Raw genomic sequence first — 25,981 nt, forward strand, 5'->3', positions numbered from 1 at the left:
ACGCTTGACAAAATGGACAAAAAACGGGTATTAATCATTGACGATGATCCCAGAAATATTTTTGCGTTGAAGGCGACACTCCAGGCAAAATCGTTTCACTGTATAGCCTGCAATAGCGCTCAGGAAGCCATTGACCTGCTACAAACCAACGAAGTTGTTGATGCGATTCTTATTGACATGATGATGCCCGAAATGGACGGTTATGAAGCCATTCCACGCATCAAGAATTTGAATAACCGGGCCAGCACGCCCATTTTCGCCGTAACCGCCCAAGCCATGCTGGGCGATCGGGAGAAGTGTCTGCGGGCGGGAGCAACGGACTATATAGCAAAGCCAATCGACGTTGATCGGCTGGTGCTGCTGTTATCGAATAGTTAATGAACCACCATGATTGAAGAGAATGAAGTTGATCTTTTATTGAACGATCTGCTCGACATTTACGGGTACGACTTTACCCACTATTCAAGGGCGTCTCTGAAACGCCGGATCAATCGGATATGGACCCTGGACAAGTTTCCGAGCTTTGCGGAGTTACGCTACCGAATCCGGTCGGATGCCGATTATTTAAGGCGTTTTGTTGAAGAACTCACCGTGAACGTAACTGAAATGTTCCGGGACCCGCTTTTCTATAAAGCACTCCGAACAGAAGTTCTGCCTACCCTGACAGCCAAACCGTTTATTCGGATCTGGCATGCAGGCTGCTCGACGGGCGAAGAAGTATTTTCAATGGCGATCTTACTCCATGAAGCGAATCTGCTCCACAAATCGTTACTCTACGCCACTGACCTGAATCCGGAAGTTCTGGAAACCGCCCGAAAAGGCATTTTTGCGATGGCGCCCATGAAGCAGTATTCTGAAAGCTACATGCAGTCGGGCGGCATAAACGACTTTTCATCCTATTATACGGCCCAATACGGGTACGTCAAATTTCGCAGTGACCTTACCGAAAAAATGGTTTTTTCGACCCATAACCTGGTGTCCGATCGGTCGTTCAATGAATTTGATTTGATCATGTGCCGAAATGTGCTGATCTATTTTGATAAAGCCCTTCAGCAGCGGGTAATGAGCCTTTTCGATGAAAGTCTCGGGCCATTGGGCTACCTGGCGCTGGGGGCCAAAGAAACGTTGAAATTCTCAACCTTACAGCCAAGATTCAAGCAAGTAGAAAGCGAAAAGATATGGCGGAAAATAAGCTGACGAATCCCTGTGAAGCGGTCGTTATTGGGGGATCTACAGGGAGTATTGAAGTATTGCTCAGCCTGCTGCCCCAGTTACCAGCTTCCTTCTCTTTTGCACTCATCATTGTAGTGCATCGTAAAAATACGGCCGACTCTACCCTGGCCAACCTGCTCGCGCTCAAAACGAATAGTCCGCTCAGCGAAGTAGATGACAAAGAGGTGATCAGGCCAGGGAGCATCTATCTCGCCCCTGCCGATTACCATCTGTTAATCGAACAGAGCAAAATAGCGGCTCTCGACGATTCTGAAAAAATCAATTACAGCCGCCCCTCTATTGACGTCACATTCGAATCGGCCGCCGATGTATACGGGCCTGCTTTGGTCGGCATTTTATTATCGGGCGCTAATGCCGATGGGAGTGTGGGAATGGCAGCGATAAAAAAAGCAGGCGGTACACTGGTGGTTCAGCAACCCGAAACAGCCTTGGTCGGTTTCATGCCGCAACAGGCTATTTTAACGAATGAGGTCGATTACATTCTGGACGTGCCCGGCCTGGTTGCCTTTCTGAACTCATTGAACAGCTTTCAATAGGGTAGTACTTCCTCCGGTTCATCTAAGTGGCTAAGTATAACTACTCAACCAATATCCGTAGAATATAGGCAACTATTAACAGATTATCTTGTTTTTATTTTTTAAATAAAATATCTTTATTGTTTATACTAATGAACAATAGTAGATGATAAAATCATTAACGGGTCGAATATATCTGGGCACTGCCCTAACGTTTATAACTGTACCCGTAATCATTCTGCTTTACTTCAGTGCCTTCCGCCGTCATGATTCGCTGTTGGCTTATTCAGCACAAATCGAAAAAATCACGTCAAATCTGGCGAGCCTTGAAGTAGCGCTCCTTGAACTGAAAAGTACCCCTCAAAACGTTAGTACGCCCCCTTCTACCTCTACACTTACGCCCTCTCACTTGATCGTATCGACTGTAGAACGAAATCTAAGCGAACTAAGGGAATTATTGGCCTCGGAGCCTTCTCAGTTCAATCAATTTAACCAGGTTGAACGAGGTACGATCGCTTATCTGGCAGGCAATACTACCCAGCTAAAGCCGATTCGGGAGCAACTGAGCCAGATCAAGCAGCAGGCGCAGCATGACTTGCTGGAGAGACAGGCAAAAGAAGCGGATACCGATTACACCGAAGAGTGCGCTATGTGGGTAGCCGTCCTGATAGCTGTCGTGAATATTTTCATTTTAATTCTGGTCATTTTTGAAGAATTCCGAAAACGTCGACGGGCCGAACGAGAGTTAAAAGAAAACCTGACGAAGCTGCAAACCTATAATCAGGAAAGCGAAGAAAGAAACTGGCAACTCACTGGACTGTCGGCCATTAGCCACAGTTTACAGGATCAGGACAGTCCGCAGGATATAGCCAGAAATATCATTACTACGCTGGCCGATCACCTCGATTTACCGGCAGGAGCGGTTTACTTGTTCAATTCCACTGAACGCCGGTTGGAGCGCGTTGCCGCCATTGGCTTACCGGCTGATGTATCCTGCTCTTTTGGCTTGGATGAAGGACTAGTGGGTCAGGCCAGCCAGGGACAAAAAATCATGATAGTCAACCAGGTTCCAGCCGAATACTGGCAGCTAAAATCGGGTAGTGGCGAGGCACAACCGGGTCAGTTAGTGCTGGTTCCCTTATGGTATCGGAAGAATCGGGAGCTAATCGGCGTACTCGAACTAGCCTCCTTTCGAACACTGGAACCAACGGTCATAACCCTGCTCAAACGCTTGATGGAGCCATTAGCGGTAGCCATCAACTCAGCCCAAACGCACTTGCAGGTGCGGGCTCTCCTCGAACAGTTACAACGGCAGAGCGAACTGGTCGCCAATCAGCAGGAAGAACTTCGCCAGTCGAACGAGTCGCTTACGCGGCAGGCCGAAAGCTTACAGGAGTCGGAAGAGGAATTGAAAGTTCAGCAGGAAGAACTCCGGCAGATCAATGCGGAACTGGTCGAGAAAAATGAAACGGTTGAAATTGCACGGCAGTCCCTTTCCTTGAAAGCACGCGAACTGGAGGTGAGCAGCCAGTATAAATCAGCTTTTTTGGCCAATATGTCGCACGAGCTACGAACCCCATTAAACAGTGTGCTCATTCTGGCTAAACTACTGGCCGACAACAAACCTGATAATCTGACCTCGAAGCAAATCGAGTATGCCAACATCATCCATAAATCGGGTAATGACTTACTGGAACTGATCAATGACATTCTGGATTTGGCCAAAATCGAGGCAGGCCACATCGACGTACAGCGCGAACCGGTTTCCGTAAAGAGTATCGTCCGGGATCTGAGCCAGTTGTTTACGGTGATAGCCGAAGAGAAGAAAGTGCAATTTCTCACAACCATTCACGAATCGATACCGAGGGAAATAACGACCGACCGGCTTCGGCTGGAGCAGATCCTTAAAAACCTGTTATCCAACGCCTTCAAGTTCACGCCGACCGATGGCCGTGTTACATTAACCTTTTCCATGGCGTTCAATTCTTCGCTCACCCGACAGGAACTTCGGCGGGAAGAACCACTGCTGGCCATCTCGGTTTCGGATACGGGTATTGGCATTCCAGCCGATAAACAGCAACTCATTTTCGAAGCCTTTCAGCAGGTAGATGGGTCAACCAGTCGTAAATACGGCGGAACAGGCTTGGGGCTATCCATCAGCCGGGAACTGATCAAGCGCCTGGGTGGTGAAATTACCCTACAAAGTGAAGAAGGCGTTGGCAGTACCTTCACCATCTGGCTGCCGCCAGTTGGCATGGAGCCGGTTCCTACCGAATCCGTACAGGCCAAAGCAGACAAGGCTTACTGGACTGCTTCTGCCGCCCGCAGTCAACCAACGCCCGTAGTGCAACAGGATACCGTTTCCGACGACCGGGCTACCCTCAGCAAAGGCGACAAGGTGATGCTTATTATCGAAGATGATGTCCGGTTCGCCAGCATCGTCCGCGACTTCTCGCGGTCTAAAGGATACAAGGCGCTTGTTGCCTTGCAGGGTGACGAAGGTCTTACCTATGCTCGCCGTTATGAGCCATCGGCCATAATCCTCGACTTGCAACTGCCCGTACTCGATGGGATGAGCATACTCCGGATTTTGAAAGATGATGCCCAGTTGAAGCACATTCCTGTACATGTCATATCGGCCAGCGATGAGCCCAAGCAAGCGCTGCCGGGCGCGCTGGCCTACATTCAGAAACCGTTGAAAAAACAGGATCTGGACGATGCCTTCACCCGAATCAGCAACCGCATTGCCGAGCAACTGAAAAATGTGCTGGTTCTATCCGGCGACTACCTGCCCGACAATTCACTCACCAAGCTCATCAACGACCGGCACTTCGATATTACCTGTGACTACGCCGTGCTGGATGACAAAGCGCTGCAACGCGTACACGATAAGGCCTACGACTGTGTGATCGCCGACATTGGTAAAGACCTGGATCGGGGCATTTTGACATTACGCCAACTGCAGGATGCCATGCCAGCGAACCAGATTCCGGTTATTATTTACCTGGATAATGAACTCTCCAGTTTCGACGAATTGCAGTTGAAGAAGCTGTCGGATACCGTTGTGCACGACTCCGTTCAGGCTAAAGACCGGCTCATGGATCAACTGGAGCTTTTCCTGTATAAAGTACAGGAGCGAAATGTTATGGAGCCGTTGCCCACGCCAGTCGATCAGCCTGTGCCAAGCCACGTAAACTGGGAAGGCAAAACCGTACTGCTGGTAGACGATGACATGCGCAATGTATTCTCCATCAGCACCTTGCTGGAAGAGCAAAAATTAACGGTCATTACCGCCAGCGATGGGCAGGAAGCGCTCGATACGCTGGATGAGCATCCTCAGGTGGATCTTGTCCTGATGGATATCATGATGCCGATCATGGACGGCTATGAAGCAACCCGACGGATTCGTATGGATACCCGATTTACGGCGTTACCTATTATAGCACTCACGGCCAAAGCCATGCCCGGCGACCGGGAAAAATGCCTGGAAGCCGGAGCCTCCGACTACATTACCAAACCGCTAGACATCAACCAGCTAATGGACAAAATGCACGTCTGGCTACCTGCATGACTACGAAACATGATGTTGAACTAAGCACGACCGAGCTGGATGAGATCCTGACGCTGGTGCGGGTTATTTATGGATATGATTTTACCAATTATGCCAAGGCATCGCTCAAACGGCGAATTCTGCGTTGCATGAGTCTGGTTAATATCCAAACGGTTTTTGCGCTTCGGTTTCAGCTGGCCAACGACGCGGCCTTCTTCGCCTGGTTTTTACAGGCGATTATGGTGAACGTGACCGAAATGTTTCGGGATCCACCCTTTTATACCAATCTGCGGGAAAAAGTGTTACCCCTGTTAGCCTCGTACCCAATCATCAAAATCTGGCACGCAGGCTGCTCCACGGGTGAGGAAGTCTACTCGATGGCAATTCTGTTAAAAGAGGCTAATCTTCTGGAGCGCTGTCGAATTTACGCCACCGACCTCAATGCTGCCAATCTGGAAAAAGCCCGGCAGGGTCTCATCCCGGCCCAGTACATCGACGAGTATGCCCTGAACTATAAACAGGCCGGTGGCAAAACGGAGCTTTCAAGGTATTATACCCCAGCTGGCGATCAGGTCATTATGAACAAGAATTTGCGGGATTCGATTTTGTTTGCCCAGCACAATCTGGTAACCGACCGTGTCTTCAACGAGTTTCAATTGGTTTGCTGCCGTAATGTGCTGATCTACTTCAACAAAGACCTGCAGAACCACGTTATCCGGCTTTTTCATGACAGCCTAGCTTCCTTAGGCTATCTGGCTATTGGATCGAAAGAATCGCTCCTGTTTACTGACCTGCAAAGTCAGTTCGAACCCATCAGCGCCGAGAACAAGATTTTTCGACGTACCCGTTAGACCGCACCGGTCTCACAAGTCAACTATCCATCCGAACTACTATAAATCCTCGATATCCTCCTCAAGTTAATGAACACCTGTTATTCGTAAATTTCTGATTAGTAGTGTATGACGTTTCCTTCTACGAAGCAACCAATTCCCTTTACAATTCTTTTGGTCGATGACCGGCCCGAAAATCTTCTTGTTCTGGAAGAACTCCTGGACAATGATAATCGACAGTTTATTAAAGCAACATCGGGCAACGAAGCCCTGAAACATGCCCTGAAAAACGATCAGATCGGCCTCATCATGCTGGACGTGCAGATGCCCGATATGGATGGATTCGAAGTGGCCAAGTTTCTGAAAACCAATCAAAAAACCCGGGACATTTCCATCATTTTTGTCACAGCGATCAATAAGGATGAACAGTATGTACTAAAAGGCTTTGAAGAAGGGGCTGTTGATTATTTATCCAAGCCCTTGGACAGTAACATTACCAAGGCTAAAGTAAATGTATTCGAGCAGTTATGGCTCTATCAACAGGCGCTAAAGCGGTCAGCCGTCGAACTGGCGACCATCAACAAGCAACTTGAAAAGTTCGTTTACATGATCGCTCATGACCTTAAGTCGCCACTTACCGGTTTGATATCTCTGCTGTATATGGTCGAAGAGATGAACGAGAGTCAGCCAATCGGCCAACAGGAGCTGGCGCTCTACCTGGCTGACCTGAAAGATGCCGGATACCATCTGTCTTCGATGATCAGCACCATTCTGGAGTATTCCCGACAAAGTATTGATCAGCAGGCTTCCGAGGAAATAAACGTTTCTGAATTACTGACACAGACCATTCACCTGCTCTTTCCGCCAAAACACATACAGGTAAACATAATAGAGCCAATGCCGGTACTTTTTACCAAAAAAGTTAAACTGCAGCAAGTCTTTCAGAACCTGTTGAGTAATGCCATTAAGTACAACGACAAAGCCCGGGGCCAAATTGACATTGGCTGTAGCGAGAGTGGAGATTTTGTTGAATTCTATGTCCGCGACAATGGGCCTGGCATGACCAGCGAACAACAGGCGAAACTCTTCCGGCTTTTTCAGCCAAGCGGCCAGTCGCAACGTGAAAGCAGTACAGGAATTGGTCTCAATATCCTCAAAATGCTGGTGGAAGAGCAAGGCGGAACGCTTAAAGTAATTACGGCTCCGGAAGCCGGTTGTACGGTGCTGTTCAACTGGCGGAAACGATAGGCAAAACACACTGCCGTTTTCATAAACTACGATGCCTCTGAATAAGGTACATAGACCGCATTCAGAGGCATTCCCGTCTCTATGGGTTAAGCAATATCTAAGAATGGATTGTGGACCACGGCCCCTTTATTTGGCTTAATAACCTGTAAGTGAGTCAGCAAGACCCAGTCATGATCCGAGATATGTTGCCTCAGATAATTCTCCATGGTGCCATAGGTATCCTTAGCAAAATTAGGATGTAGCCCATAATACTGCCGAACACAGATAACGATTCGCTTAAGCCGATACAGCCTATTGATCTGTATGCCCAACTCGCCGGAACTGGTTCGGTCAAAACAGGCCGCGACAGCACATCGAAACAGGACCACCGCCATCATTCTATATAACTTCCAGACCATATTTTCTCTACAATGTTAAACTCAATCAATCCTTATTAAGGCAAGGTACTACCCAAAAAAGCCTGCCTATCTTACGAAAACCGATCAGACACCCAGCAATTAGTTACCAATAGCCAAATATAATAATTAATAGTATACCATTATACTTTTCCCACAACAAAGAACTATAAATGGTTGTACTAGGAATGACGTACCAATTTCAACAAAATACATGCCAGAATAGGAGACCGATTAAACATTAAATAAGTAACTAATCTTAAAAAATAACTAATTTTGATCTGCTCACAGGTAGACACAAATACCAGTTTTTGTAACTGCGATCAGCGGGAAAGTATCTTGTTTTATAAAAAAAGCCCTCTAATCAATAAAGGCTTATTTTATTTACCTATTTACTATTTAATAAACTACGAGTTAACTATATTTGAAAGCGTTCCTCATAATTATCTCATAAATTACATCCTGATGGAAAATCGATATCATATATTACATGTTGATGATGACGTCTATATAAGAAAGATCATCCAACATACTTTCAGCTCAGAATTTGACCTGAGCGCCTGCACCAATGGCATTGAAGCGATGGCCTGGCTGGAAAAGGGAAACGTACCGGATATTATTCTTACGGATTTACGGATGCCTCACCTGGACGGTCAGGAGTTGATCAACTTGATCAGAGCTAGCTCGGTATACCGTAATGTGCCCATTGTTGTGCTATCAAGTATGGAAGACAGTGCGTTAAAAATTAGCTGCATCGAACAGGGGGCAGATGATTTTATTGTCAAACCATTCAATCCACTGGAGGTGAAAGCCAAAATCAAGGCCCTTCTGCGCCGAACCGCCGAACGCCAGAACTTTCGCCCCAATTTCGACTCAACGCGCTTAAGCCCACTTCGATAGGATCTCTTTCATCTTCCTAAACTAGTATGTTTTCGGAATCCACAACTCAGGAAAGTGATTTCCGCGTCATGTATGTCGAAAATGATCCCAAAAGATCGTTTGACTTTCAACAGACCTTTTCAAAATTGGTCCATCTGACCGCTGTATCCAGCCGGACAGAAGCCATAAAACGGTTACAGGATGGGGAACCCGTCGATTTAGTCATCATCAATGATGCGCTTGGAGGACTCAAGTTTTTAAATACCGTCGATTCAAACCGAATCCAGTATGAGTTCTCGACAATGCTGCTCAGCGCCGATGCAGAAACAGATATAAATATTCAGGCAGAGGGTAGACCGACCATTGATGTTTTCCCGCTTGAATTCGATGAAGCAGCCCTCCGCAACCGGTTAACGTATCTGATCCGGCGAAAAAACTACAACGAGATCGGCCACGAACTGGAGAACGCTAAAAAGCAACGTATTCCGCTTGGCAAGCGCCTTTTCGATATTGTTCTGTCCTTTGGCCTCTTGTTGGCCGTATCGCCCATCCTGATCGTGGTGGCCATTTTGATTCGCCTTGATTCAAAAGGACCCATTTTCTACAAGTCCCGGCGAATTGGTATGGGCTACAAGCTGTTCGACATGTATAAATTCCGGACGATGCGCACCGGAGCCGATAAGTTGATTGCCGGGATGGCCTCACAGAACATGTATAAATCGGCCCAACCCGAACAGGCCCCCGACGAACTGTGTGAAACCTGCTTACTGGCCAACACAGGCTGTCAGCGTCCTCTGTTTCAAGACAATATGCAGGTCTGTGAGATTCAGGTTCAGCGCATGCGCCATTCGAAGGCCATGTTCATGAAATTCAAGGAAGATCCTCGGGTAACCCGGCTTGGCAAATTTTTGCGCAATACCAGCATCGACGAGCTTCCTCAGTTTTTCAACATTCTGAAAGGCGATATGTCGTTTGTCGGTAACCGGCCACTCCCACCCTACGAAGCCGAAAAGCTCACGACAAAAGCGTATGCCCGTCGTTTTGCCGCACCGGCCGGTTTAACAGGCCTGTGGCAGGTAACCAAACGAGGAAAAGCCGGAGTGTCTGATCAGGAGCGGATTCAACTCGATGCGCTGTATGCGAAAACGTATTCCTTCAAAACCGATTTAATTATTTTGATCAGAACAGTTAAGGCGGTATTCCAGAAAGAAAACGTATGACACTCGTCCCGTTTGTGCGGTGATCATTTTTCCTCAAAAGTTAACCTGTCTGCTATAGCGAAACGTTTCCTGTCCCTGCCTTCAATGAAGGCTTTGGTTTATCCATTTTAGAAGCAATAGCCCGCGAAAAAGCAGTATACGACGGCTCCCTATCATTCAATTGCAACTAATCATGCAGTTTTTTCTTCTCTTTTGTCTGGGTATTGTAGCCTACACTTACCTGGGCTATGGCATTCTGATTACGCTACTGGTTAAGATTCGCACCCTGATCAAGGGTCCCCGACTAGTCGCGAATGACGACGCCTATGAGCCGATGGTGACGCTGGTCATGGCGGCCTATAATGAAATGGGATGCCTGCCCGCCAAGCTCCAGAACTCCCGTGAGCTGGACTACCCGGCCGAAAAGCTTCGTCTCCTGTTTGTGACCGAAGGGTCAACTGATGGATCTACGGCCTATCTGGAATCGTTGCACCTGGGTGGCGACCGCCAGATTGCCGTGTTGGGTGGTGACGAACGAGCCGGGAAAGTAGCCGCCATGAACCGGGCCATAACGCACGTCAATACGCCAATTGTCATCTTTAGCGATGCCAACACACAACTTAATAGCCGGGCAATCCGCAACCTTGTACGCCATTTTCGGGATGAGTCAGTAGGTGCGGTGGCCGGCGAAAAACGTATCGAGGTGCTCGATAGTGAATCGGCTGCGGGTTCGGGCGAGGGTTTATACTGGAAATACGAGTCTTATCTGAAACGAAAAGACGCTCAGTTGCATACCGTTGTGGGCGCTGCAGGCGAGTTGTTTGCGGTACGAACCAACTTATACGAAACCGTCGAACCGGATACGCTGCTGGACGACTTTATCATCTCACTTCGCATCGCCGGGAGAGGGTACCGGGTTGAGTATGAACCGGATGCCTATGCGCTGGAGCGCCCTTCCTTTTCCATCGATGAGGAGAAGAAGCGTAAGATACGCATTGCCGCCGGTGGCTTTCAGTCGATTATGCGGCTGCTGTATCTACTGAACGTTGTTCGCTATGGCTGGCTCACGTTTCAGTACGTGTCGCATCGGGTATTACGCTGGGCAGTAACGCCCTTTTGTCTGCCTCTAATCTGGCTGGCTAACCTGGCGCTTATTCTGCCTGTTCCCCAAACGACGACGCCAACATACCTGTTCTGGCTGGTCTTTTTCATCGGGCAATGCTTTTTTTACGCAGCCGCTTACCTGGGCTACCGGTTAGAACATCGCCGAATCCGGGTCAAAGCCCTGTTTGTTCCTTTTTACTTCTCTTTCATGAATGTCTGCGCCATTTTAGGTTTTCTACGCTACTGGCGTGGTAACACATCGGGAATTTGGGAAAAAGCCCGTCGCGCTGATGAAGTGGCGTTAAAGGTTAGCTGACAAAAGCTGACAATACGAAGCTGAACGCTGACCAGGCGAGCTACAAAAAGAATGAGTTCACGAGCCGAAACGCGTCATCTGGCTCATTGGCACAGGTAGCACAATAAGTGCCGCGGCCATCAACCGGCCCTTCATAGCCCAAAGGAAACGTCTTTTTGTAGGTACCGTCTTCGCTAACCATGGATAAGGTTTCCTTCTTTCTGTCGCGTAGAATCAGGTATATCCTACTGGTGTTTCGGATTTTGACCATCAGGACTTTTTGATTACCTACGTTTTTGGTACCAAGTACATCCAGTTTATGCCCCTCTTCATTTTTCTGGTATGAATACGTTATGCCCCTATCCGATTTTGTGGTGTTGAACGTCAACTTCTCCCAATTTGGGGTAGCGTAATTACCAACCATAAAAAAAGCAGATGTTTTTTGTTGCCCGTAGCCAACCTCTGCCACCAACAGAAAAAACAGGATCCAGCGTATTTCTCTCATGTCACCATTTGTTTGCTCAATAAACTAATTTATGGGCAGGAATGATTTAACCATTTCCTAACGACTGTGATCAAGAGAGGTTTATCCGGGGCGCTATTCAAACGATACTCAAAGTGGCAGGTACACGCTGAAGGTAGTCCCCTGGCCGGGTTGGCTGCGAGCAGTAATGGCCCCGCCATGATTCACAACTACCTTTTCACAAATGGCCAGGCCAATGCCCGTGCCAGCGTATTTACTGGTACTGTGCAATCGCTGAAAAACCTGAAAGATGCGTTCGACATATTTCTCATCAAAGCCGATCCCGTTATCGCTCACATCAATGCGCTGGTAAGTTACCGCTGCTCGAACGGGCCGCACGGCAAGCGGCAAATCGGTAGCCGTTACACATTCTGTACGTACCTCAATAACCGGTTTTGCTCCCGAATGGCCAAACTTAAGGGCATTACTTACTAAATTTTGAAAGAGCTGCGCCAGTTGCGATGCATCGCCTTTTATGCTTGGCAGCGGATCTACATAAATATCGGCTCCAGTTTCCTGTATGGCTAACTCCAGGTCATGGAGCACATACGAAACAACATCGGTCAAGGATACCGTTTTTGTATTCTCCTGGCGGGTGGAAAGGCGGGAAAACGTAAGGAGATCTTTGATGAGTGTCGACATTCGACGGGCCGCGCTCTGCATCCGCTCGAGGTACATAACGCCCTCATCCAGTTGCGTTTCGTACTGATCTCTTAAAATATCACCAAACGACTGAATCTTTCGTAGCGGCTCCTGCAGATCGTGGGAGGCTATGTAAGCAAATTCGGCCAGATTTTCATTCGATTTTTTTAGCTGCAGATTGGCCTCTTTGAGTTCCTGTGTGCGTTCGGCAACCCGTTGTTCCAGCACATCGGCGCTCTGACGCAGCGCTTCCTGGGTTTGCTTCAGCTCTGTAACATCGAACACAATACCATTAAAGCGTAGAATCCGCCCCTCATCGTTCAGGATGGTTTTGCCTTTGGCCTGAACCCATCGGGGAGCCCCCCCCACTCTAAGCGTACGGAAGATGACGTTATGGTCGCCATCGCTCTGTGGACTCAGTATGTTGGCGTTGGCCTGAGCTACCCGCTCCCGGTCATCAGGATGCACCTGTGCCATCAATGTAGCCGCCGTAACAGGCGCATCTTCGGGCAATCCGAACAACCGCTTGCAGATCGTTGACCATTGGGCCTGTCCTGTTTCGATGTTATAATCCCAGGTTCCTACCTGAGCGGCCTGCAGAGCAAGCCGGAGCTGCTCATTTTCAAGAGCCATATCAGTGTTGGAAAGGGTCATTGTACCAGTCATCGCACCCATCTGATTTTCTTTTAGCTGGCTAAGATAAAATAAAATCGCTTAGCGCTGCTCGCTTCAATGGTACTGAGTCATCCATTTAGCGCCATTGAAACCAATCTGCCTGTTATTTAAACGCTGGTATTCCCGTTATCTCAGCGCCTAAAATCAGTAGCTGTATATCATGTGTTCCCTCGTAGGTACTTACCGATTCGAGATTCATCAGGTGGCGCATGATCGGATATTCGCCCGAAATACCCATAGCCCCAAGTATCTGGCGGGCTTCGCGGGCTACCCGCAGGGCCATCTCAACATTATTACGCTTAGCCATTGAAATCTGCGCCACTGTTGCTCTGTCTTCGTTTTTGAGTACCCCAAGCCGCCAGCATAGCAGTTGGCCCTGCGTAATGTCGGTTAGCATTTCGGCCAGTTTTTTCTGTACCAACTGAAAACTGGCAATGGGTTTGCCAAACTGAATGCGTTCGAGCGAATACCGCCGGGCTACTTCATAACACTCCATGGCGGCTCCCAGGGCACCCCAGCAAATGCCATACCGGGCCTGCTCCAGACACTTAAGGGCACTTTTCAGGCCAAGGGCTTCGGGAAGCAGGTTTTCCTTAGGAACCTGCACGTCCTGAAAAGTCAGTTCGCCGGTCGTACTGGCTCGTAACGACCACTTATTTTTTATTTCGGCCGTGCTGAATCCATCCATGCCCCGTTCTACGATGAGTCCGCGCACTTTACCCTGATCATTTCTGGCCCAGACAATGGCAATATCGGCAATGTCGGCATTGGTGATCCAGAGTTTTGATCCGTTCAGTAGAAAATAGTCGCTTCGTTCAATAAAATTACTTTCCATACCACCCGGATCGGAGCCGTGGTTCGCTTCGGTCAGCCCAAAACACCCAATCAGCTCACCCGTGGCCAGTCGAGGCAGGTATTTTTGCCGCTGAGCCTCCGACCCAAACGCCCAGATGGGATACATCACGAGCGAATTTTGCACCGACACACAAGAGCGCATACCGGAGTCGCCCCGCTCTATTTCCTGCGTCATCAAGCCGTAAGAAATTTGATCGAGCCCGCCACCACCATACTCGGTCGGAATGGTAGCGCCAAAGACACCAATCTGGCCAAACTTCGGTACGATATGCCGGGGAAATTCAGCTCGTTGTGCGTATTCTTCAGCGATGGGCGTGATCTCACGCTTGACAAAATTGCGCACTGCCGACCGAACCAGCTTATGTTCGGCGGTCAACAGATCATCGAGACAGTAGAAATCAGGTGACTCAAAGGAGTCGACCTTATTTCGGGACGGATTCAGGGAGGTAGATTGCATACTGGGTTAACTCGAAAAGACGGGGCTTGTTCCTAAAGTACCGATTTTTATCAGTCAATCAAAACCGTATAAATTTCTCGTTCGTGCCAATACATGATGACGTATAGCCTTACTGATCAGGCGATAAGCCTATACATTCGTCATAGCCGCTTGCTAAGTATAACCAACCTTTTCCTCAATTAAATGGCCGATAAGACGACTAGACCGGTATCTATACGCCACGCGGTAAGGCGGGTTTGTAAACGCGCCTGTATACCTACAGCCAATTCCAAACTGTTCTTGTCATGAGCCAAACCAAGCCCCCGTTCGTCCGCCCGGTTTACCTGCTGCTGCTGCTCTTCTCGATGCAGGGATGCTACCATTATCGCATTACCACATCAAAATTTGACCCATCGACCGGTTACCAGAAAAAAACGGCCCATTCGTTTTTCTGGGGTCTGGTCCAGAAAAATGTGGTTGCCACTGATTGCGACGCCCTTAATTTGAAAAGCCTCGACGAAGTTCGGATTACCAGCAACTTTGGCTATTCGGTCATTACCGTTGCCACCTTAGGCATCTGGAGCCCGGTTCAACTTGAGTGGAAGTGTCCCAAACCCTGCCCCCGCGAAGGCGAATTGTAGACTGACCGATCAATCCCCATATGCCATGATTATTCACCCTACTGGTCAGCAACAGTGGTCTCCACGTCATGAGACCTATACACAGCCCATTGAAAATTTATACAATCTAGCGAATGACGATACAGGAGACGTAGTTGCCGATTACAACACGACGACCAAAGGTATCCAAAACCTGATTGACGAAGCCATCCGAAAAAAGCGGCATCTTCGGGCGATCGGGGGTGAATGGTCGTTCACCAAAATTTCGGCGACCGATGGTATCCTGCTGAATACGAAGCTCCTAAATATGACGATTCGGATCACTCCGGCCAGCGTTCACAAGCAGTATCCAAAAACCGCCGATGACCTGTATTTCTGCCAATGTGGAGTATCGGTTCAGGAAATCAGCGAGCGGCTGCGCAAACGAAACCGATCGTTAATGACTTCGGGGGCTAGTAATGGGCAAACCATTGCGGGTGCGTTGTCTACGGGCACCCATGGGTCCGCTTTCGACATTGGCTCAATGTCGAACTTTGTAGTCGGGATACACCTCATTATTAGCCCGACCCGGCACGTCTGGCTTGAGAAAGCGTCGTATCCGGTCGCGTCGGCGTCATTTCTCAAAAAGCTGAATGCCGAATTGGTTCCGGACGACGAGTTGTTCAATGCGGCTCTGGTTAGCTTTGGCAGTTTCGGGTTTATTCACGGGGTTATGCTGGAAACCATTCCTCTCTTTTTGTACGAATGCTACCGGGAACGGATGCTTATTGACGATGCTCTGCTGGCCCTTATGCGTACGCTCGATTTTACCGGTTCGTCTTTGCCAAAGGGTGATGAGCGTCCCTATCATTTCCAGACCTTGTTCAACCTGCATGACTTGGACAAGGGTGCCTTTGTAACCACCATGTATAAGCGCCCTTATACGGATCAATACACGCCACCGGCCATAGCACTACCTGCCATTGGCCCCGGTGATGACGCGCCAACATTTATTGGCACAATTACCCAGGCTATCCCATCGCTTGTTCCGGCGCTGGTAACGGCCCTGACCAACTCACAATACAAGCCTTACAGCAACCTGATGGGTACCCACGGTGAAATTTTTTCCAATACCGATGTTCACGGCAAGGTACTCAGCACAGCTATCGGCGTTGATTTAACGGATGTGCTACGGGTAAAAGACATTCTTCTTTCGCTCCATGAAACCAACGGTCCTTTTACGGGTGTGGTAGCGTTTCGGTATGTGAAAGGGACAGAGGCTATTCTTGGCTTCACCAGGTTTCTGACTACCTGCGTCATTGAGCTGGATGGCGTTTTCTCGACAAATACCCTTGCGTTTTGTGAAGCGCTTTGGGACGCCCTGGAGGCTGAGTCCATCCCATTTTCATTCCACTGGGGCAAAATCCTGAACCTCACGAAAGATCGGCTGCGCAGGATGTATTCCGATAGCCATGTCGACCGGTGGATAGCCGCCCGTAATAAACTGATGCGCGACGAAGCTTGCATGGAGGTTTTCAGGAACGATGTGATGAGTGAATGGGGACTGGATACGGTCTTACCGTAAAGCCGTCTATTTTCGTCCCAACAGCCAGCTCGCTAATTCCTTCGCAGCACCAAAGTTTTCGAATTTGGCGGGTATCCGTCGTCCGTCTACGTACTCATTGTAGAGCCAGGGATCACCTACGGCAAAAACCCGTCCTTTCCCAACGGAAGCGACGCCCATGATCACATCGCCCCCATCGGTCACAACTGCTTTTGCGGGAGATTTGATGCTGAGCGGGGCTAGTTCCTTAATATAAACCGTCCGCGTTTTAGGGAAAATTCCGTTGTCGGCCGGTATCGTTATTTGTCCCTGATCCCATTGCGTTCCCTGGACCATGTTCCGATTTTCGGGCAGAAACTGCATTCCAAACCGAGCGGCCAGTTTATTGAAATGCACGTGCTCACAGTTTGACGTGTCATTGGCCATCAGCACCAGCGTACCACCAGCTGCTACCCAGCTGGCAATGGCGTTTATGTCCGTTTCATTTACATAATTTGGGTTGGCCGTTTCTTTCGGCGTATCAGGATCGACGATAATATACACGTCTACGCCTTTCAGCGAAGCCGTTGTGGGTGCTCCTGCTATCGTTGCGGTTTTAGCGCCCAGATTTCGGAAGATGTTTCCCCACCAGAAAAAGCCGGAATGCTGCCGGTCCTCCCAGGTGTAATGAAACGGTTCCTGTTCGCCATCAGCTCCCTTGCGAAACTCGTGATTGAAGTAATTATCTACGGCCACGGTTTTGCCTTGACCAGTTGTCCGTTCGTTGGCGATCTCCATCTCAACGCTGGCCATAATGAATGGGCCAACCCCTTTCAAATCATCCTGACGCAGCGGTTCACTCAGGTAGTAGGCGTAACTCCCATCACGATACGGGTTACCGCCCAGCCCTCCTACCAGCACCGTCTTCTCCAGATGAACCTGACCACTGGCATCCGTCGAGATAAAGTTCTTCAGCATGCCGTCGTAGCCTTTTCGGGCCGATGATACCATCGTAGCGGGCAGATATCCCATTCGAACGCCTTTCGCCAGCGCATAAACAAACATGCCCGTGCCAGACGCTTCCAGGTAATTACCCTTGTTACCAATCCGATCCGTTACCTGATACCAGCAACCCGATTTCGGGTCCTGGTACTTGACAATAGCGGGCAACGTCCGTTGGAGAATAGCGACCAATTCGCCCCGGCGCGGATAGGACTCCGGCACATAATCCAGCACATCGACCAGCGCCATAACATACCAACCCATCGCCCGGCTCCAGAAATTAGGCGATTTACCCGTTTGCTTATTGGCCCATTTCTGTTCCCGGCTTTCATCCCAGCCATGATAAAGTAGTCCCGTCTTTTCATCACGGGCGTGCTTTTCCATCCACACAAACTGGTTGACGATGTCGTCAAAATCACTGGCTTTCCCGTATAAACGGGTGTATTCGGCATAGAACGGCTCGGCCATGTACAGGCCATCGAGCCACATCTGATATGGATAGCGTTTCTTATGCCAGAAGCCCCCTTCTTTGGTTCGTGGCTGCTGAGCAAGCTGTTTCCGCAGCAAGTCGGCCGCCTTCCGGTATTTTTCCTTACCGGGCAATGTCTGCCGGGAAAGCATCAGCAGCGAGCGGCCAGGGGTGACATAATCGATGTTGTACTCATCCAGTTTATAGGTTCTGATATCGCCAGTATCGGTCACGTACCGATCCATATTTTTCTGGATGTACTGAAAATAACGGTCATCGGCGGTGCGGTACCAAACCTGCTCGACTGCCTGCAGAATGACACCCATTTCATACTCCCAATGGGCATCTTTACCTTCTTTTACATACGCAATAGAATCGGCGTTATTGGCCATGATCGTTGCCACCATACGTTGCGACCAGGGCATCCCGCGTTCGGATAGGGTCGTTGTTGACTGGGCTAGCAGGGTCTGACTGAACAGCAGCAACCACCCGAAGAGGCTAAACTTCATTGTCATTTTCTCTTGTTAACTACCCTATAATAGACCATCAGGCGTAAATTCTACCCTTCCGGCCCGAAGGTAACTCCTTAAACAACACTGAGTAGATACCCTTATCCTAACGAATCCCATTGAAATAGTCTGGAAAGAACCCAAATAGACGCATACCTGTTACTAAATTGCAGAAATCAATACAGTTTCAAAAACCACGTTGATTTCCGACTGGTTGACTCCGCTGGTTGGGTGCTATAACCCAATTTGCCGCCAGAACCGTTTCTTGTCCGATTAGTTGCCGACCAGCCGTAATGGCTCATTTTTGACGATGATTCACCAGATTTCACTCAACCTGCCTCCCGAGCTGGCTTTTGACGAACCTGCCTTTCGGGAACAGGCTTTAGATCATCTTTCGCTGCCCAATACCGCTGATATTGTGGTGCGTAAACGTCGGCAGTCGATCGATGCGCGCAATCGGCAAGTACGCGTTAAGGTTGATGCCGATGTCTTTGCGGGCGAAACTCCGCCCGCGCTTATCCAATACCAGAAACCGCAAACGGATGTCAGCCGGGCGCAGCAGGCTATCGTTGTAGGGGCCGGTCCTGCCGGACTTTTTGCCGCCCTTCGGCTCATCGAGTTAGGGATAAAACCCATTGTGCTGGAGCGGGGCAGCGATGTACGCGCCCGCCGACGCGACTTGGCGGCCATTAACAAAGACCATATCGTTAACCCCGAATCCAATTATTGCTTCGGTGAGGGCGGAGCCGGAACGTACTCCGATGGCAAACTCTACACCCGGTCGACCAAACGGGGCGATGTACGGCGTATTCTGGAAATTTTTGTGGCGCACGGTGCCACCGAACAGATTCTGGTCGATGCACACCCGCACATCGGCACCAATAAATTACCAAACGTCGTCACTGACCTTCGCGAAAGTATACTGAACGCGGGGGGCGAAATTCGGTTCGATACCAAAGTGACCGACTTGTTCCTCACCGAATCGGCGGTAGGGCCTACTTCCATAAAAGGCGTCGTTCTGGCCAATGGCGAATCGGTGGAAGGGATCGGCGTGATTCTGGCCACGGGGCATTCAGCACGTGATATTTTTTACCTGCTTCAGGCCCGTCAGGTTCGCATCGAAGCCAAGCCGTTTGCCATGGGCGTTCGCATTGAGCATCAGCAGCGTTTGATCGATCAGTTTCAATACCATAGACCCGAACGGGGTGATTATTTACCGGCGGCCTCTTACAGTTTAGTCGCGCAAACCCGATTTAAAGGGGTAGAACGGGGCGTTTTTTCGTTTTGTATGTGTCCGGGTGGTTTTATTGTGCCAGCCGCAACAGCACCGGGCGAGCTGGTCGTTAACGGCATGTCGCCCTCACGTCGGGATTCGCAATTTGCGAACTCGGGCCTGGTGGTTGCCATTGCCGACGAAGACCTTCTTCCCTATGCTGACGAAGGACCACTGGCGGGACTGGCGTTGCAGCAGGATCTGGAACGGTGGGCTTGCAAAATGGGTGATGGCCGACAGACGGCGCCCGCCCAACGCGTAGCTGATTTTGTGGACGGACGGGTATCAACCCAACTGCTCCCAACGTCCTACCAGCCGGGGCTGGTATCCGTGGATATGAGCGAGGTGCTTCCCGATCATATCGCGCAGCCACTTCGGCAGGGGTTACGTGATTTCGGCCGGAAAATGCGTGGCTACCTCAGTAATGATGGCCAGGTGATTGGCGTGGAAAGCCGGACATCGTCGCCGATTCGGATTCCCCGCCACCGCGAAACCTGTGAGCATGTTCAGGTAAATCGGTTGTTTCCCTGTGGCGAGGGAGCCGGTTATGCAGGCGGGATTGTTTCGGCGGCCATGGATGGTGAACGATGTGCCGAAGAATTAGTTAAGTTGTATAAATAGGTTTATGGTTTAAGGTTTTCGGTGGGCTGGCGCATAAATCGTACCGGTACTGCCTTACATTATAAACCATTACCCGGACACCAAAAATGATCGACACTTCATTCCATACTTTCGCCAACCACCTCCGGCAACGGCTAGAAAAGCCATTGCCGGGTGAGGTCGCCCATAAAAAGATGGCGTCGACAGCACGGTATCGGCTCGGGATCAAGCCGAATGAGCGAACACGCCGGAGTGCCGTGTTGATTTGTTTTTACCCCTATCAGAATTCCATTTATCTGCCCTTAATTCTAAGGCCCCAGTATGACGGCGTTCATGCGGGTCAGATGGCGTTTCCGGGTGGACGGATGGAGCGGATCGACGAAAACCTGACCCGCACGGCGTTGCGCGAAGCACAGGAAGAGGTTGGCATCCGCGTGTCGGATGTGAAGGTGCTGGGTCTATTGACAGAACTCTATATTCCACCCAGCAATTTTTATGTCCAGCCGGTTGTTGGGGTCCTGCCTTACCGGCCTGACTTTTACCCCGACCCACGTGAAGTAGAAGCGGTTGTAGAAGTAAGCCTGGACACCCTTTTAGACGAAACCATTGTTGGCGATAGTCAAATTGAGGTTCGGGGCGTACTGGTCGACGCGCCCTTTTACCAGATTCAGGGGTACCGGGTCTGGGGCGCGACAGCGATGATGATCAGCGAACTGCTGATGGTCATGGATTCCTGACAGCTACCGGCTATTCAGTGAAAGACAGGCCCATTCACAGAATATATTTTTTTTCGCTCACCGCAGGTAAGTACTTCCTGAAACGTATACATATAGCGTCCTTTTTACTTTCTTGTCTAGTTAATTCTAATATATAGCTCATAACCAGTATAAAAAATGGCCTTATAGTAAAATAAGTAACATAAGTTATGGCGCTCCGGTAAGCATTTTTACGGACAAAAGCGTAGATCTATCCGGCTAATTCGCCTAAATAATTCGTAGAAAAACCATTCAGAACCAGCTACGTGGCGATTGATATAGTCATTAACCTTGATAGCTTTGCAGTTAGAGAACAAATGCGATCATTCGGTCGTTAAAACCAAAGACCCCTTCTACAAAATATTCCTGTGAAAAGATGGATTGCTATCGGCCTCGTCGTTCTGGTACTCGGCGGGATAATTGTGTATAATAAGATTTTACATCCAGCTCCTGGTGCATCAGGTCCTGGTGGTGGAGGTAGTGGCGGTAAGGGTGCAGCAGACGGTAAAGGTGGGCCGGGTGGCGGCAAAGGCGGCCCCGGTGGTGGGGCGCCAGCCAGTGTGAATGGATTTGTGGTTATTTCACAACAACTTCGGGAGGATGTGGTATCCAGTGGTTCCCTGCTGGCATCCGAACAGGTCGATATTTATCCCGAAATTTCCGCTCGTATTATTCAGCTTAATATCCAGGAAGGCCAGCCGGTAAAAAAGGGAGACTTGTTGGTCAAACTGTTTGATACGGACCTCAAGGCACAACTTCAGAAGCTTCAGGCACAGGCCGACAACGCCCGGCGAACCGAAGAACGGAACAAACAATTGCTGGAACGGGGCGGTATCAGTCAACAGGAATACGACATTGTGACAACGAATCTCCGTTCATCACTGGCCGATATTGAACTGGTTAAAGCCAATCTGCAACGAACGGAAATCCGCGCGCCTTTTTCGGGCGTAATTGGTTTGCGCAACGTGAGTTCCGGTGCTGTTGTCTCGCAGAGTACACTAATTGCCCGTCTTCAGCAGATTTCGTCGCTCAAACTCGATTTCTCTATTCCTGAAAAATACGGCCCAACCGTACATACAGGCAGTAAGATTTCGTTTGTGGTCGATGGGAGTAATCAGCAAAGCCAGGGAATCGTGTACGCGATTGAACCAGGGGTCGATGAGCAAACGCGTAACCTCCGCATTCGGGCCCGGGTAAACAATGCGACGGCAGGCAACGGGCAACCCCTTTTCCGGCCGGGTACCTTTGCCCGCGTGACGCTAACGATTCAGAATGAGCAGAGTTTGGTTGTTCCTACCCAGGCTGTTATTCCACAAACCCGAACCAATCAGGTCATTGTGGTTAAAAATGGCAAAGCTATGTTTAAAGACGTAAAAACCGGACTTCGGACAGCCGGTACGATTCAGATTCTGTCAGGTCTGCAAAAAGGTGATACCGTTGCCACAACAGGCTTATTATTCCTTAAACAGGATGCCCCCGTTAAAATTGGCAAGGTTATAACCATACCAGGCACTGGTCCCAAAGTAGCGAGTAACTGAGTAATCGGTTTGTCGTTTACGGTTTGTGGTTGGCTGACGCATAGACTGCTTTCGCGATAGCCAATCACAAACCGTAAACGACAAACCGTGAGCCCTAAACTAAAAATCTCAAACTCAACAAAAGATGAGTCTACCCGAGCTTAGTCTGAACCGGCCCGTATTTGCCATGGTGATGTCCATCATCATTGTGCTTTTCGGAGTCATTGGTTTTACATTTCTGGGCGTTCGCGAATACCCAGCTATTGACCCACCGGTGATTTCGGTGCGGACGAACTATACTGGTGCCAACCCTGATATCATCGAATCGCAGATCACGGAGCCCATTGAGAAGTCGCTGAACAGTATTGAAGGCATTCGGACGATCTCGTCCAGTAGTGCCCTAGGTGCCAGCACGATCACAATCGAGTTTAATCTGGATGCCAATCTGGAACAGGCGGCCAACGACGTACGGGACAAAGTAGCGCAGGCCCAACGCCAGCTTCCGCAGGATATCGATGCGCCCCCGGTGGTAACAAAGGCCGATGCCAACTCGGAACCGATCATTTTCATGACCGTTCAGAGTACAACCCGCAACCCGACACAACTATCAGACTATGCCGAGAACGTGCTTCAGGAGCGGGTACAAACCATTCCCGGTGTTAGCCAGGCGAACATTTATGGGCTGAAACGGCAGGCGATGCGGATGTGGATCGATCCCATCAAACTATCGGCTTATCGGCTCACCTCGCAGGACATTCAGGCCGCTCTGAATGCCCAAAACGTTGAACTACCGAGTGGTAAGGTATATGGCAACAACACCGAGCTGACCGTTAAAGCCGTTGGCCGACTCACGACGGAGGACGACTTCAACAACCTAATTCTACGCCAGACGAGCAATCAGATTGTGCGGTTCAAAGACGTAGGGTATGCCACGCTGGGCGCGGAGAATGAAGAAACTATCTCGAAGCAAAACGGTGCCGTGGGCGTTATTCTAGTGCTTATTCCGCAGCCTGGTGCCAACTACGTCAGTATTGCGGATGAATTCTACAAACGCTTCGATCAGCTCAAAAAAGACCTGCCCGACGACATTATCGTCAGCATCGGGATTGACCGCAGTATCTTCATCCGGCGGGCCATCGAAGAAGTAGGCGAAACCCTGCTGATCTCGTTCGTGCTGGTCGTACTGGTCATTTACTTCTTCTTCCGCGACTGGCTCATTGCGTTCCGGCCCTTAATTGACATTCCGGTATCGCTGATCGGCGCGTTCTTCATCATGTACGTGGCCGACTTTAGTATCAACGTCTTAACACTGCTGGGAATCGTTCTGGCAACTGGCCTCGTAGTAGATGACGGTATTGTTGTCACGGAAAACATTTTCAAGAAAATCGAGCAGGGAATGGACACCAAAGAGGCTGCCCGGGAAGGCTCGAATGAGATCTTCTTTGCGGTACTGGCAACCTCCATTACGCTGGCCATTGTGTTTCTGCCAATTATTTTCCTGGAAGGCTTCGTCGGACGGCTGTTCCGTGAATTTGGTATTGTGGTGGCCGGGGCCGTTTTGATCTCAGCCTTTGTCTCCCTTACCCTGACGCCTGTGTTGAGTGTTAAGCTGACCAGCAAAAATCACGGCCGTTCCTGGTTTTACCGAAAAACCGAACCGTTCTTCGAATGGCTCGACGATTCATACCGCTCCTCGCTCGATACCTTTATGCGGAAACGGGGCTGGGCATTTGTCATGATTGGCGTTTGTTTGCTGTTGATTTTTGGGCTGGGTGCCCTACTCAAATCCGAGTTGGCTCCTCTCGAAGACCGTAGCCGTACGCGCGTTTCGATCACATCGCCGGAAGGGACCAGCTACGAAGCACAGGCTGCCACTACCGACCGGGTCATGCAATTGGTGCTTGATTCCATTCCTGAAACAAAACTGGCTTTTAGTGTCGTAGCACCTGGTTTTTCAGGCGCGGGTGCCGTTAACTCGTCGTTCGTAATGCTTAACATGACCGACCCCGGCGACCGGACACGATCGCAGCAGGATATTGTCGACTATCTGAACAAAAACTTGAAGAAGTTCACCGAAGCGCGGATGTTTGCTACCCAGGATCAAACGATTCAGGTTGGCCGGGGCGGTGGACTACCGGTTCAGTTCGTGATCCAGAACCTCAACTTTGAGAAGTTGCGCGAAAAACTGCCAACATTCCTCGATGAAGTACAGAAAGACCCAACGTTCCAGAACTCCGATGTCGATTTGAAATTCAATAAGCCTGAACTGAACATCAGCATTGACCGTGAAAAAGCGACGAATCTGGGGATTTCAGTACAGGATGTGGCCCAAACGCTGCAACTAGCCCTCAGTAACCGGCGACTGGCCTACTTCCTGATGAATGGGAAACAATATCAGGTTATCGGACAAGTGGACCGGGCCGATCGCGATGCGCCCGTTGACTTAGCCTCCTTCTATGTACGCTCCAGCCAGGGACAACTGATCCAGTTAGACAACCTGGTACGATTCCAGGAAGTGAGTAGCCCGCCCCAGGTGTACCACTATAACCGCTTCAAATCGGCTACCGTATCGGCCGGGTTAGCTCCAGGTAAAACAGTTGGCGATGGCGTAGAAGCCATGCGGGCCATTGCCGCCCGAACGCTCGACGAGAGTTTCCAGACTGCTCTTTCTGGCCCTTCCCGCGACTATGCGGAAAGTTCATCCAATACGCTCTTTGCGTTTGGCCTGGCGCTGATTCTGGTTTATCTGGTACTGGCAGCACAATTCGATTCATTCATCGATCCACTCATTATTATGATTACCGTGCCACTGGCTCTGGCCGGCGCCGTATTCTCGCTCTGGATGTTCAACCAGACCCTGAATATTTTCAGCCAGATCGGGATCATTATGCTGGTTGGTCTTGTTACGAAAAACGGGATTCTGATTGTGGAATTTGCCAATGAGCAACGTTTGACCGGCAAGAATAAATTTGAAGCCGCAGCCGAATCGGCGGCCCTTCGCCTGCGTCCAATTCTGATGACAACGCTTGTGGCCGCATTTGGTGCGTTGCCGCTGGCCCTTGCTTTAGGCTCAGCCTCTAAAAGCCGTATTCCACTCGGTATCGTTATTGTGGGTGGGCTGATGTTCTCGCTGGTGCTTACTCTCTACGTCGTTCCGGTGATCTACACCTACATGACTCGTCGGAAAGACGTTCAGCCAGAAACCGTTAAAACAGACGATAACGTCAAACCAGAAGAGTTGGAAATGCACGTTTAACAGGAGATACGCATTCGTTAAAAAAGGAGTGATCTGATGAAACAGATCACTCCTTTTTTGATGGCTTACTACGCAAAAA

The 25,981-nt window shown here is 49.7% G+C and carries 20 protein-coding genes; 15 read left to right on the forward strand and 5 right to left on the reverse strand.

Annotated features, from left to right (window positions below; translation table 11 throughout):
* Window positions 1–12 precede the first annotated feature (12 nt).
* From ACYVAM_RS08035 to ACYVAM_RS08060, 6 genes are all read left to right on the forward strand, one after another.
* On the forward strand, window positions 13–378 hold the full coding sequence (locus tag ACYVAM_RS08035; protein WP_461065711.1) for a response regulator: 366 nt from the start codon (window positions 13–15) through the stop codon (window positions 376–378).
* Between the two features lie 9 nt (window positions 379–387).
* A complete protein-coding gene (locus ACYVAM_RS08040; RefSeq protein ID WP_461065713.1) occupies window positions 388–1,197 on the forward strand; it encodes a CheR family methyltransferase in 810 nt (269 codons plus the stop codon).
* Window positions 1,179–1,769 (forward strand): chemotaxis protein CheB, encoded by a 591-nt coding sequence (locus ACYVAM_RS08045; protein WP_461065715.1) that lies wholly within the window; start codon window positions 1,179–1,181, stop codon window positions 1,767–1,769. Before ACYVAM_RS08040 ends, ACYVAM_RS08045 begins: the two co-directional genes overlap by 19 nt.
* A gap of 145 nt (window positions 1,770–1,914) precedes the next feature.
* Window positions 1,915–5,319: a response regulator gene (locus ACYVAM_RS08050; RefSeq protein WP_461065717.1), complete on the forward strand. Its 3,405-nt coding sequence runs from the start codon at window positions 1,915–1,917 to the stop codon at window positions 5,317–5,319.
* Window positions 5,316–6,149 carry a CheR family methyltransferase gene (locus ACYVAM_RS08055; RefSeq protein WP_461065719.1) on the forward strand — a complete coding sequence of 278 codons (834 nt, stop codon included), beginning with the start codon at window positions 5,316–5,318 and terminating at the stop codon, window positions 6,147–6,149. The genes ACYVAM_RS08050 and ACYVAM_RS08055 overlap by 4 nt, the downstream gene beginning before the upstream one ends.
* Window positions 6,150–6,257: 108 nt before the next feature.
* Window positions 6,258–7,376 carry a hybrid sensor histidine kinase/response regulator gene (locus tag ACYVAM_RS08060; protein ID WP_461065721.1) on the forward strand — a complete coding sequence of 373 codons (1,119 nt, stop codon included), beginning with the start codon at window positions 6,258–6,260 and terminating at the stop codon, window positions 7,374–7,376.
* Window positions 7,377–7,462: 86 nt separating this feature from the next.
* Here the strand turns inward: ACYVAM_RS08060 and ACYVAM_RS08065 are convergent, their stop codons facing one another.
* Window positions 7,463–7,774, reverse strand: coding sequence for a hypothetical protein (locus tag ACYVAM_RS08065; protein ID WP_461065723.1), 312 nt, complete (start codon window positions 7,772–7,774; stop codon window positions 7,463–7,465).
* A 462-nt stretch (window positions 7,775–8,236) separates the two neighbouring features.
* Between ACYVAM_RS08065 and ACYVAM_RS08070 the strand changes: the two genes are divergently transcribed.
* The 3 genes from ACYVAM_RS08070 to ACYVAM_RS08080 all read left to right on the forward strand — a co-directional run bounded on the left by ACYVAM_RS08070 (window position 8,237) and on the right by ACYVAM_RS08080 (window position 11,269).
* Window positions 8,237–8,671: a response regulator transcription factor gene (locus ACYVAM_RS08070; RefSeq protein WP_461065725.1), complete on the forward strand. Its 435-nt coding sequence runs from the start codon at window positions 8,237–8,239 to the stop codon at window positions 8,669–8,671.
* Window positions 8,672–8,697: 26 nt separating this feature from the next.
* On the forward strand, window positions 8,698–9,870 hold the full coding sequence (locus ACYVAM_RS08075; protein WP_461065727.1) for a sugar transferase: 1,173 nt from the start codon (window positions 8,698–8,700) through the stop codon (window positions 9,868–9,870).
* Between the two features lie 172 nt (window positions 9,871–10,042).
* Entirely contained in the window at window positions 10,043–11,269 is a 1,227-nt protein-coding gene (locus ACYVAM_RS08080) for a glycosyltransferase family 2 protein (protein ID WP_461065729.1), read from the forward strand.
* A gap of 40 nt (window positions 11,270–11,309) precedes the next feature.
* On the opposite strand, the gene ACYVAM_RS08085 is transcribed toward ACYVAM_RS08080, so the two are convergent.
* The 3 genes from ACYVAM_RS08085 to ACYVAM_RS08095 form a co-directional block, all read right to left on the reverse strand.
* Window positions 11,310–11,753 (reverse strand): hypothetical protein, encoded by a 444-nt coding sequence (locus tag ACYVAM_RS08085; protein ID WP_461065731.1) that lies wholly within the window; start codon window positions 11,751–11,753, stop codon window positions 11,310–11,312.
* A 108-nt stretch (window positions 11,754–11,861) separates the two neighbouring features.
* Complete coding sequence (locus ACYVAM_RS08090) at window positions 11,862–13,046, reverse strand: sensor histidine kinase (protein WP_461065733.1); 1,185 nt, start codon at window positions 13,044–13,046, stop codon at window positions 11,862–11,864.
* 145 nt (window positions 13,047–13,191) lie between these two features.
* Entirely contained in the window at window positions 13,192–14,400 is a 1,209-nt protein-coding gene (locus ACYVAM_RS08095) for an acyl-CoA dehydrogenase family protein (protein ID WP_461065735.1), read from the reverse strand.
* A gap of 284 nt (window positions 14,401–14,684) precedes the next feature.
* Here ACYVAM_RS08095 and ACYVAM_RS08100 point away from each other — a divergent pair, with 284 nt between their 5' ends.
* Both ACYVAM_RS08100 and ACYVAM_RS08105 read left to right on the forward strand, forming a co-directional pair.
* Window positions 14,685–15,020: a Bor/Iss family lipoprotein gene (locus ACYVAM_RS08100; protein WP_461065737.1), complete on the forward strand. Its 336-nt coding sequence runs from the start codon at window positions 14,685–14,687 to the stop codon at window positions 15,018–15,020.
* 25 nt (window positions 15,021–15,045) lie between these two features.
* Window positions 15,046–16,563: an FAD-binding protein gene (locus tag ACYVAM_RS08105; protein WP_461065739.1), complete on the forward strand. Its 1,518-nt coding sequence runs from the start codon at window positions 15,046–15,048 to the stop codon at window positions 16,561–16,563.
* A 6-nt stretch (window positions 16,564–16,569) separates the two neighbouring features.
* Here ACYVAM_RS08105 and ACYVAM_RS08110 read toward each other — a convergent pair whose 3' ends face one another.
* Window positions 16,570–18,501: a glycoside hydrolase family 88 protein gene (locus ACYVAM_RS08110; RefSeq protein WP_461065741.1), complete on the reverse strand. Its 1,932-nt coding sequence runs from the start codon at window positions 18,499–18,501 to the stop codon at window positions 16,570–16,572.
* A gap of 310 nt (window positions 18,502–18,811) precedes the next feature.
* Between ACYVAM_RS08110 and ACYVAM_RS08115 the strand changes: the two genes are divergently transcribed.
* The 4 genes from ACYVAM_RS08115 (at window position 18,812) to ACYVAM_RS08130 (ending at window position 25,902) form a co-directional block, all read left to right on the forward strand.
* Window positions 18,812–20,395 (forward strand): NAD(P)/FAD-dependent oxidoreductase, encoded by a 1,584-nt coding sequence (locus ACYVAM_RS08115; protein ID WP_461065743.1) that lies wholly within the window; start codon window positions 18,812–18,814, stop codon window positions 20,393–20,395.
* Window positions 20,396–20,481: 86 nt separating this feature from the next.
* A complete protein-coding gene (locus ACYVAM_RS08120; protein ID WP_461065745.1) occupies window positions 20,482–21,111 on the forward strand; it encodes an NUDIX hydrolase in 630 nt (209 codons plus the stop codon).
* A gap of 386 nt (window positions 21,112–21,497) precedes the next feature.
* The gene (locus ACYVAM_RS08125) at window positions 21,498–22,667 is read left to right on the forward strand and encodes an efflux RND transporter periplasmic adaptor subunit (protein ID WP_461065747.1); all 1,170 of its coding nucleotides are present in this window, start codon (window positions 21,498–21,500) and stop codon (window positions 22,665–22,667) included.
* 124 nt (window positions 22,668–22,791) lie between these two features.
* A complete protein-coding gene (locus ACYVAM_RS08130) occupies window positions 22,792–25,902 on the forward strand; it encodes an efflux RND transporter permease subunit (RefSeq protein WP_461065749.1) in 3,111 nt (1,036 codons plus the stop codon).
* The last annotated feature ends 79 nt before the right edge of the window (window positions 25,903–25,981 follow it).

The organism is Spirosoma horti (assembly GCF_054776595.1).

Coding starts and splice junctions, on each gene's coding strand:
- ACYVAM_RS08035 (WP_461065711.1), top strand. CDS start 13: ATGGACAAAAAACGGGTATTAATCATTGACGATGATCCCAGAAATATT.
- ACYVAM_RS08040 (WP_461065713.1), top strand. CDS start 388: ATGATTGAAGAGAATGAAGTTGATCTTTTATTGAACGATCTGCTCGAC.
- ACYVAM_RS08045 (WP_461065715.1), top strand. CDS start 1,179: ATGGCGGAAAATAAGCTGACGAATCCCTGTGAAGCGGTCGTTATTGGG.
- ACYVAM_RS08050 (WP_461065717.1), top strand. CDS start 1,915: ATGATAAAATCATTAACGGGTCGAATATATCTGGGCACTGCCCTAACG.
- ACYVAM_RS08055 (WP_461065719.1), top strand. CDS start 5,316: ATGACTACGAAACATGATGTTGAACTAAGCACGACCGAGCTGGATGAG.
- ACYVAM_RS08060 (WP_461065721.1), top strand. CDS start 6,258: ATGACGTTTCCTTCTACGAAGCAACCAATTCCCTTTACAATTCTTTTG.
- ACYVAM_RS08065 (WP_461065723.1), bottom strand. CDS start 7,774: ATGGTCTGGAAGTTATATAGAATGATGGCGGTGGTCCTGTTTCGATGT.
- ACYVAM_RS08070 (WP_461065725.1), top strand. CDS start 8,237: ATGGAAAATCGATATCATATATTACATGTTGATGATGACGTCTATATA.
- ACYVAM_RS08075 (WP_461065727.1), top strand. CDS start 8,698: ATGTTTTCGGAATCCACAACTCAGGAAAGTGATTTCCGCGTCATGTAT.
- ACYVAM_RS08080 (WP_461065729.1), top strand. CDS start 10,043: ATGCAGTTTTTTCTTCTCTTTTGTCTGGGTATTGTAGCCTACACTTAC.
- ACYVAM_RS08085 (WP_461065731.1), bottom strand. CDS start 11,753: ATGAGAGAAATACGCTGGATCCTGTTTTTTCTGTTGGTGGCAGAGGTT.
- ACYVAM_RS08090 (WP_461065733.1), bottom strand. CDS start 13,046: ATGGCTCTTGAAAATGAGCAGCTCCGGCTTGCTCTGCAGGCCGCTCAG.
- ACYVAM_RS08095 (WP_461065735.1), bottom strand. CDS start 14,400: ATGCAATCTACCTCCCTGAATCCGTCCCGAAATAAGGTCGACTCCTTT.
- ACYVAM_RS08100 (WP_461065737.1), top strand. CDS start 14,685: ATGAGCCAAACCAAGCCCCCGTTCGTCCGCCCGGTTTACCTGCTGCTG.
- ACYVAM_RS08105 (WP_461065739.1), top strand. CDS start 15,046: ATGATTATTCACCCTACTGGTCAGCAACAGTGGTCTCCACGTCATGAG.
- ACYVAM_RS08110 (WP_461065741.1), bottom strand. CDS start 18,501: ATGAAGTTTAGCCTCTTCGGGTGGTTGCTGCTGTTCAGTCAGACCCTG.
- ACYVAM_RS08115 (WP_461065743.1), top strand. CDS start 18,812: ATGATTCACCAGATTTCACTCAACCTGCCTCCCGAGCTGGCTTTTGAC.
- ACYVAM_RS08120 (WP_461065745.1), top strand. CDS start 20,482: ATGATCGACACTTCATTCCATACTTTCGCCAACCACCTCCGGCAACGG.
- ACYVAM_RS08130 (WP_461065749.1), top strand. CDS start 22,792: ATGAGTCTACCCGAGCTTAGTCTGAACCGGCCCGTATTTGCCATGGTG.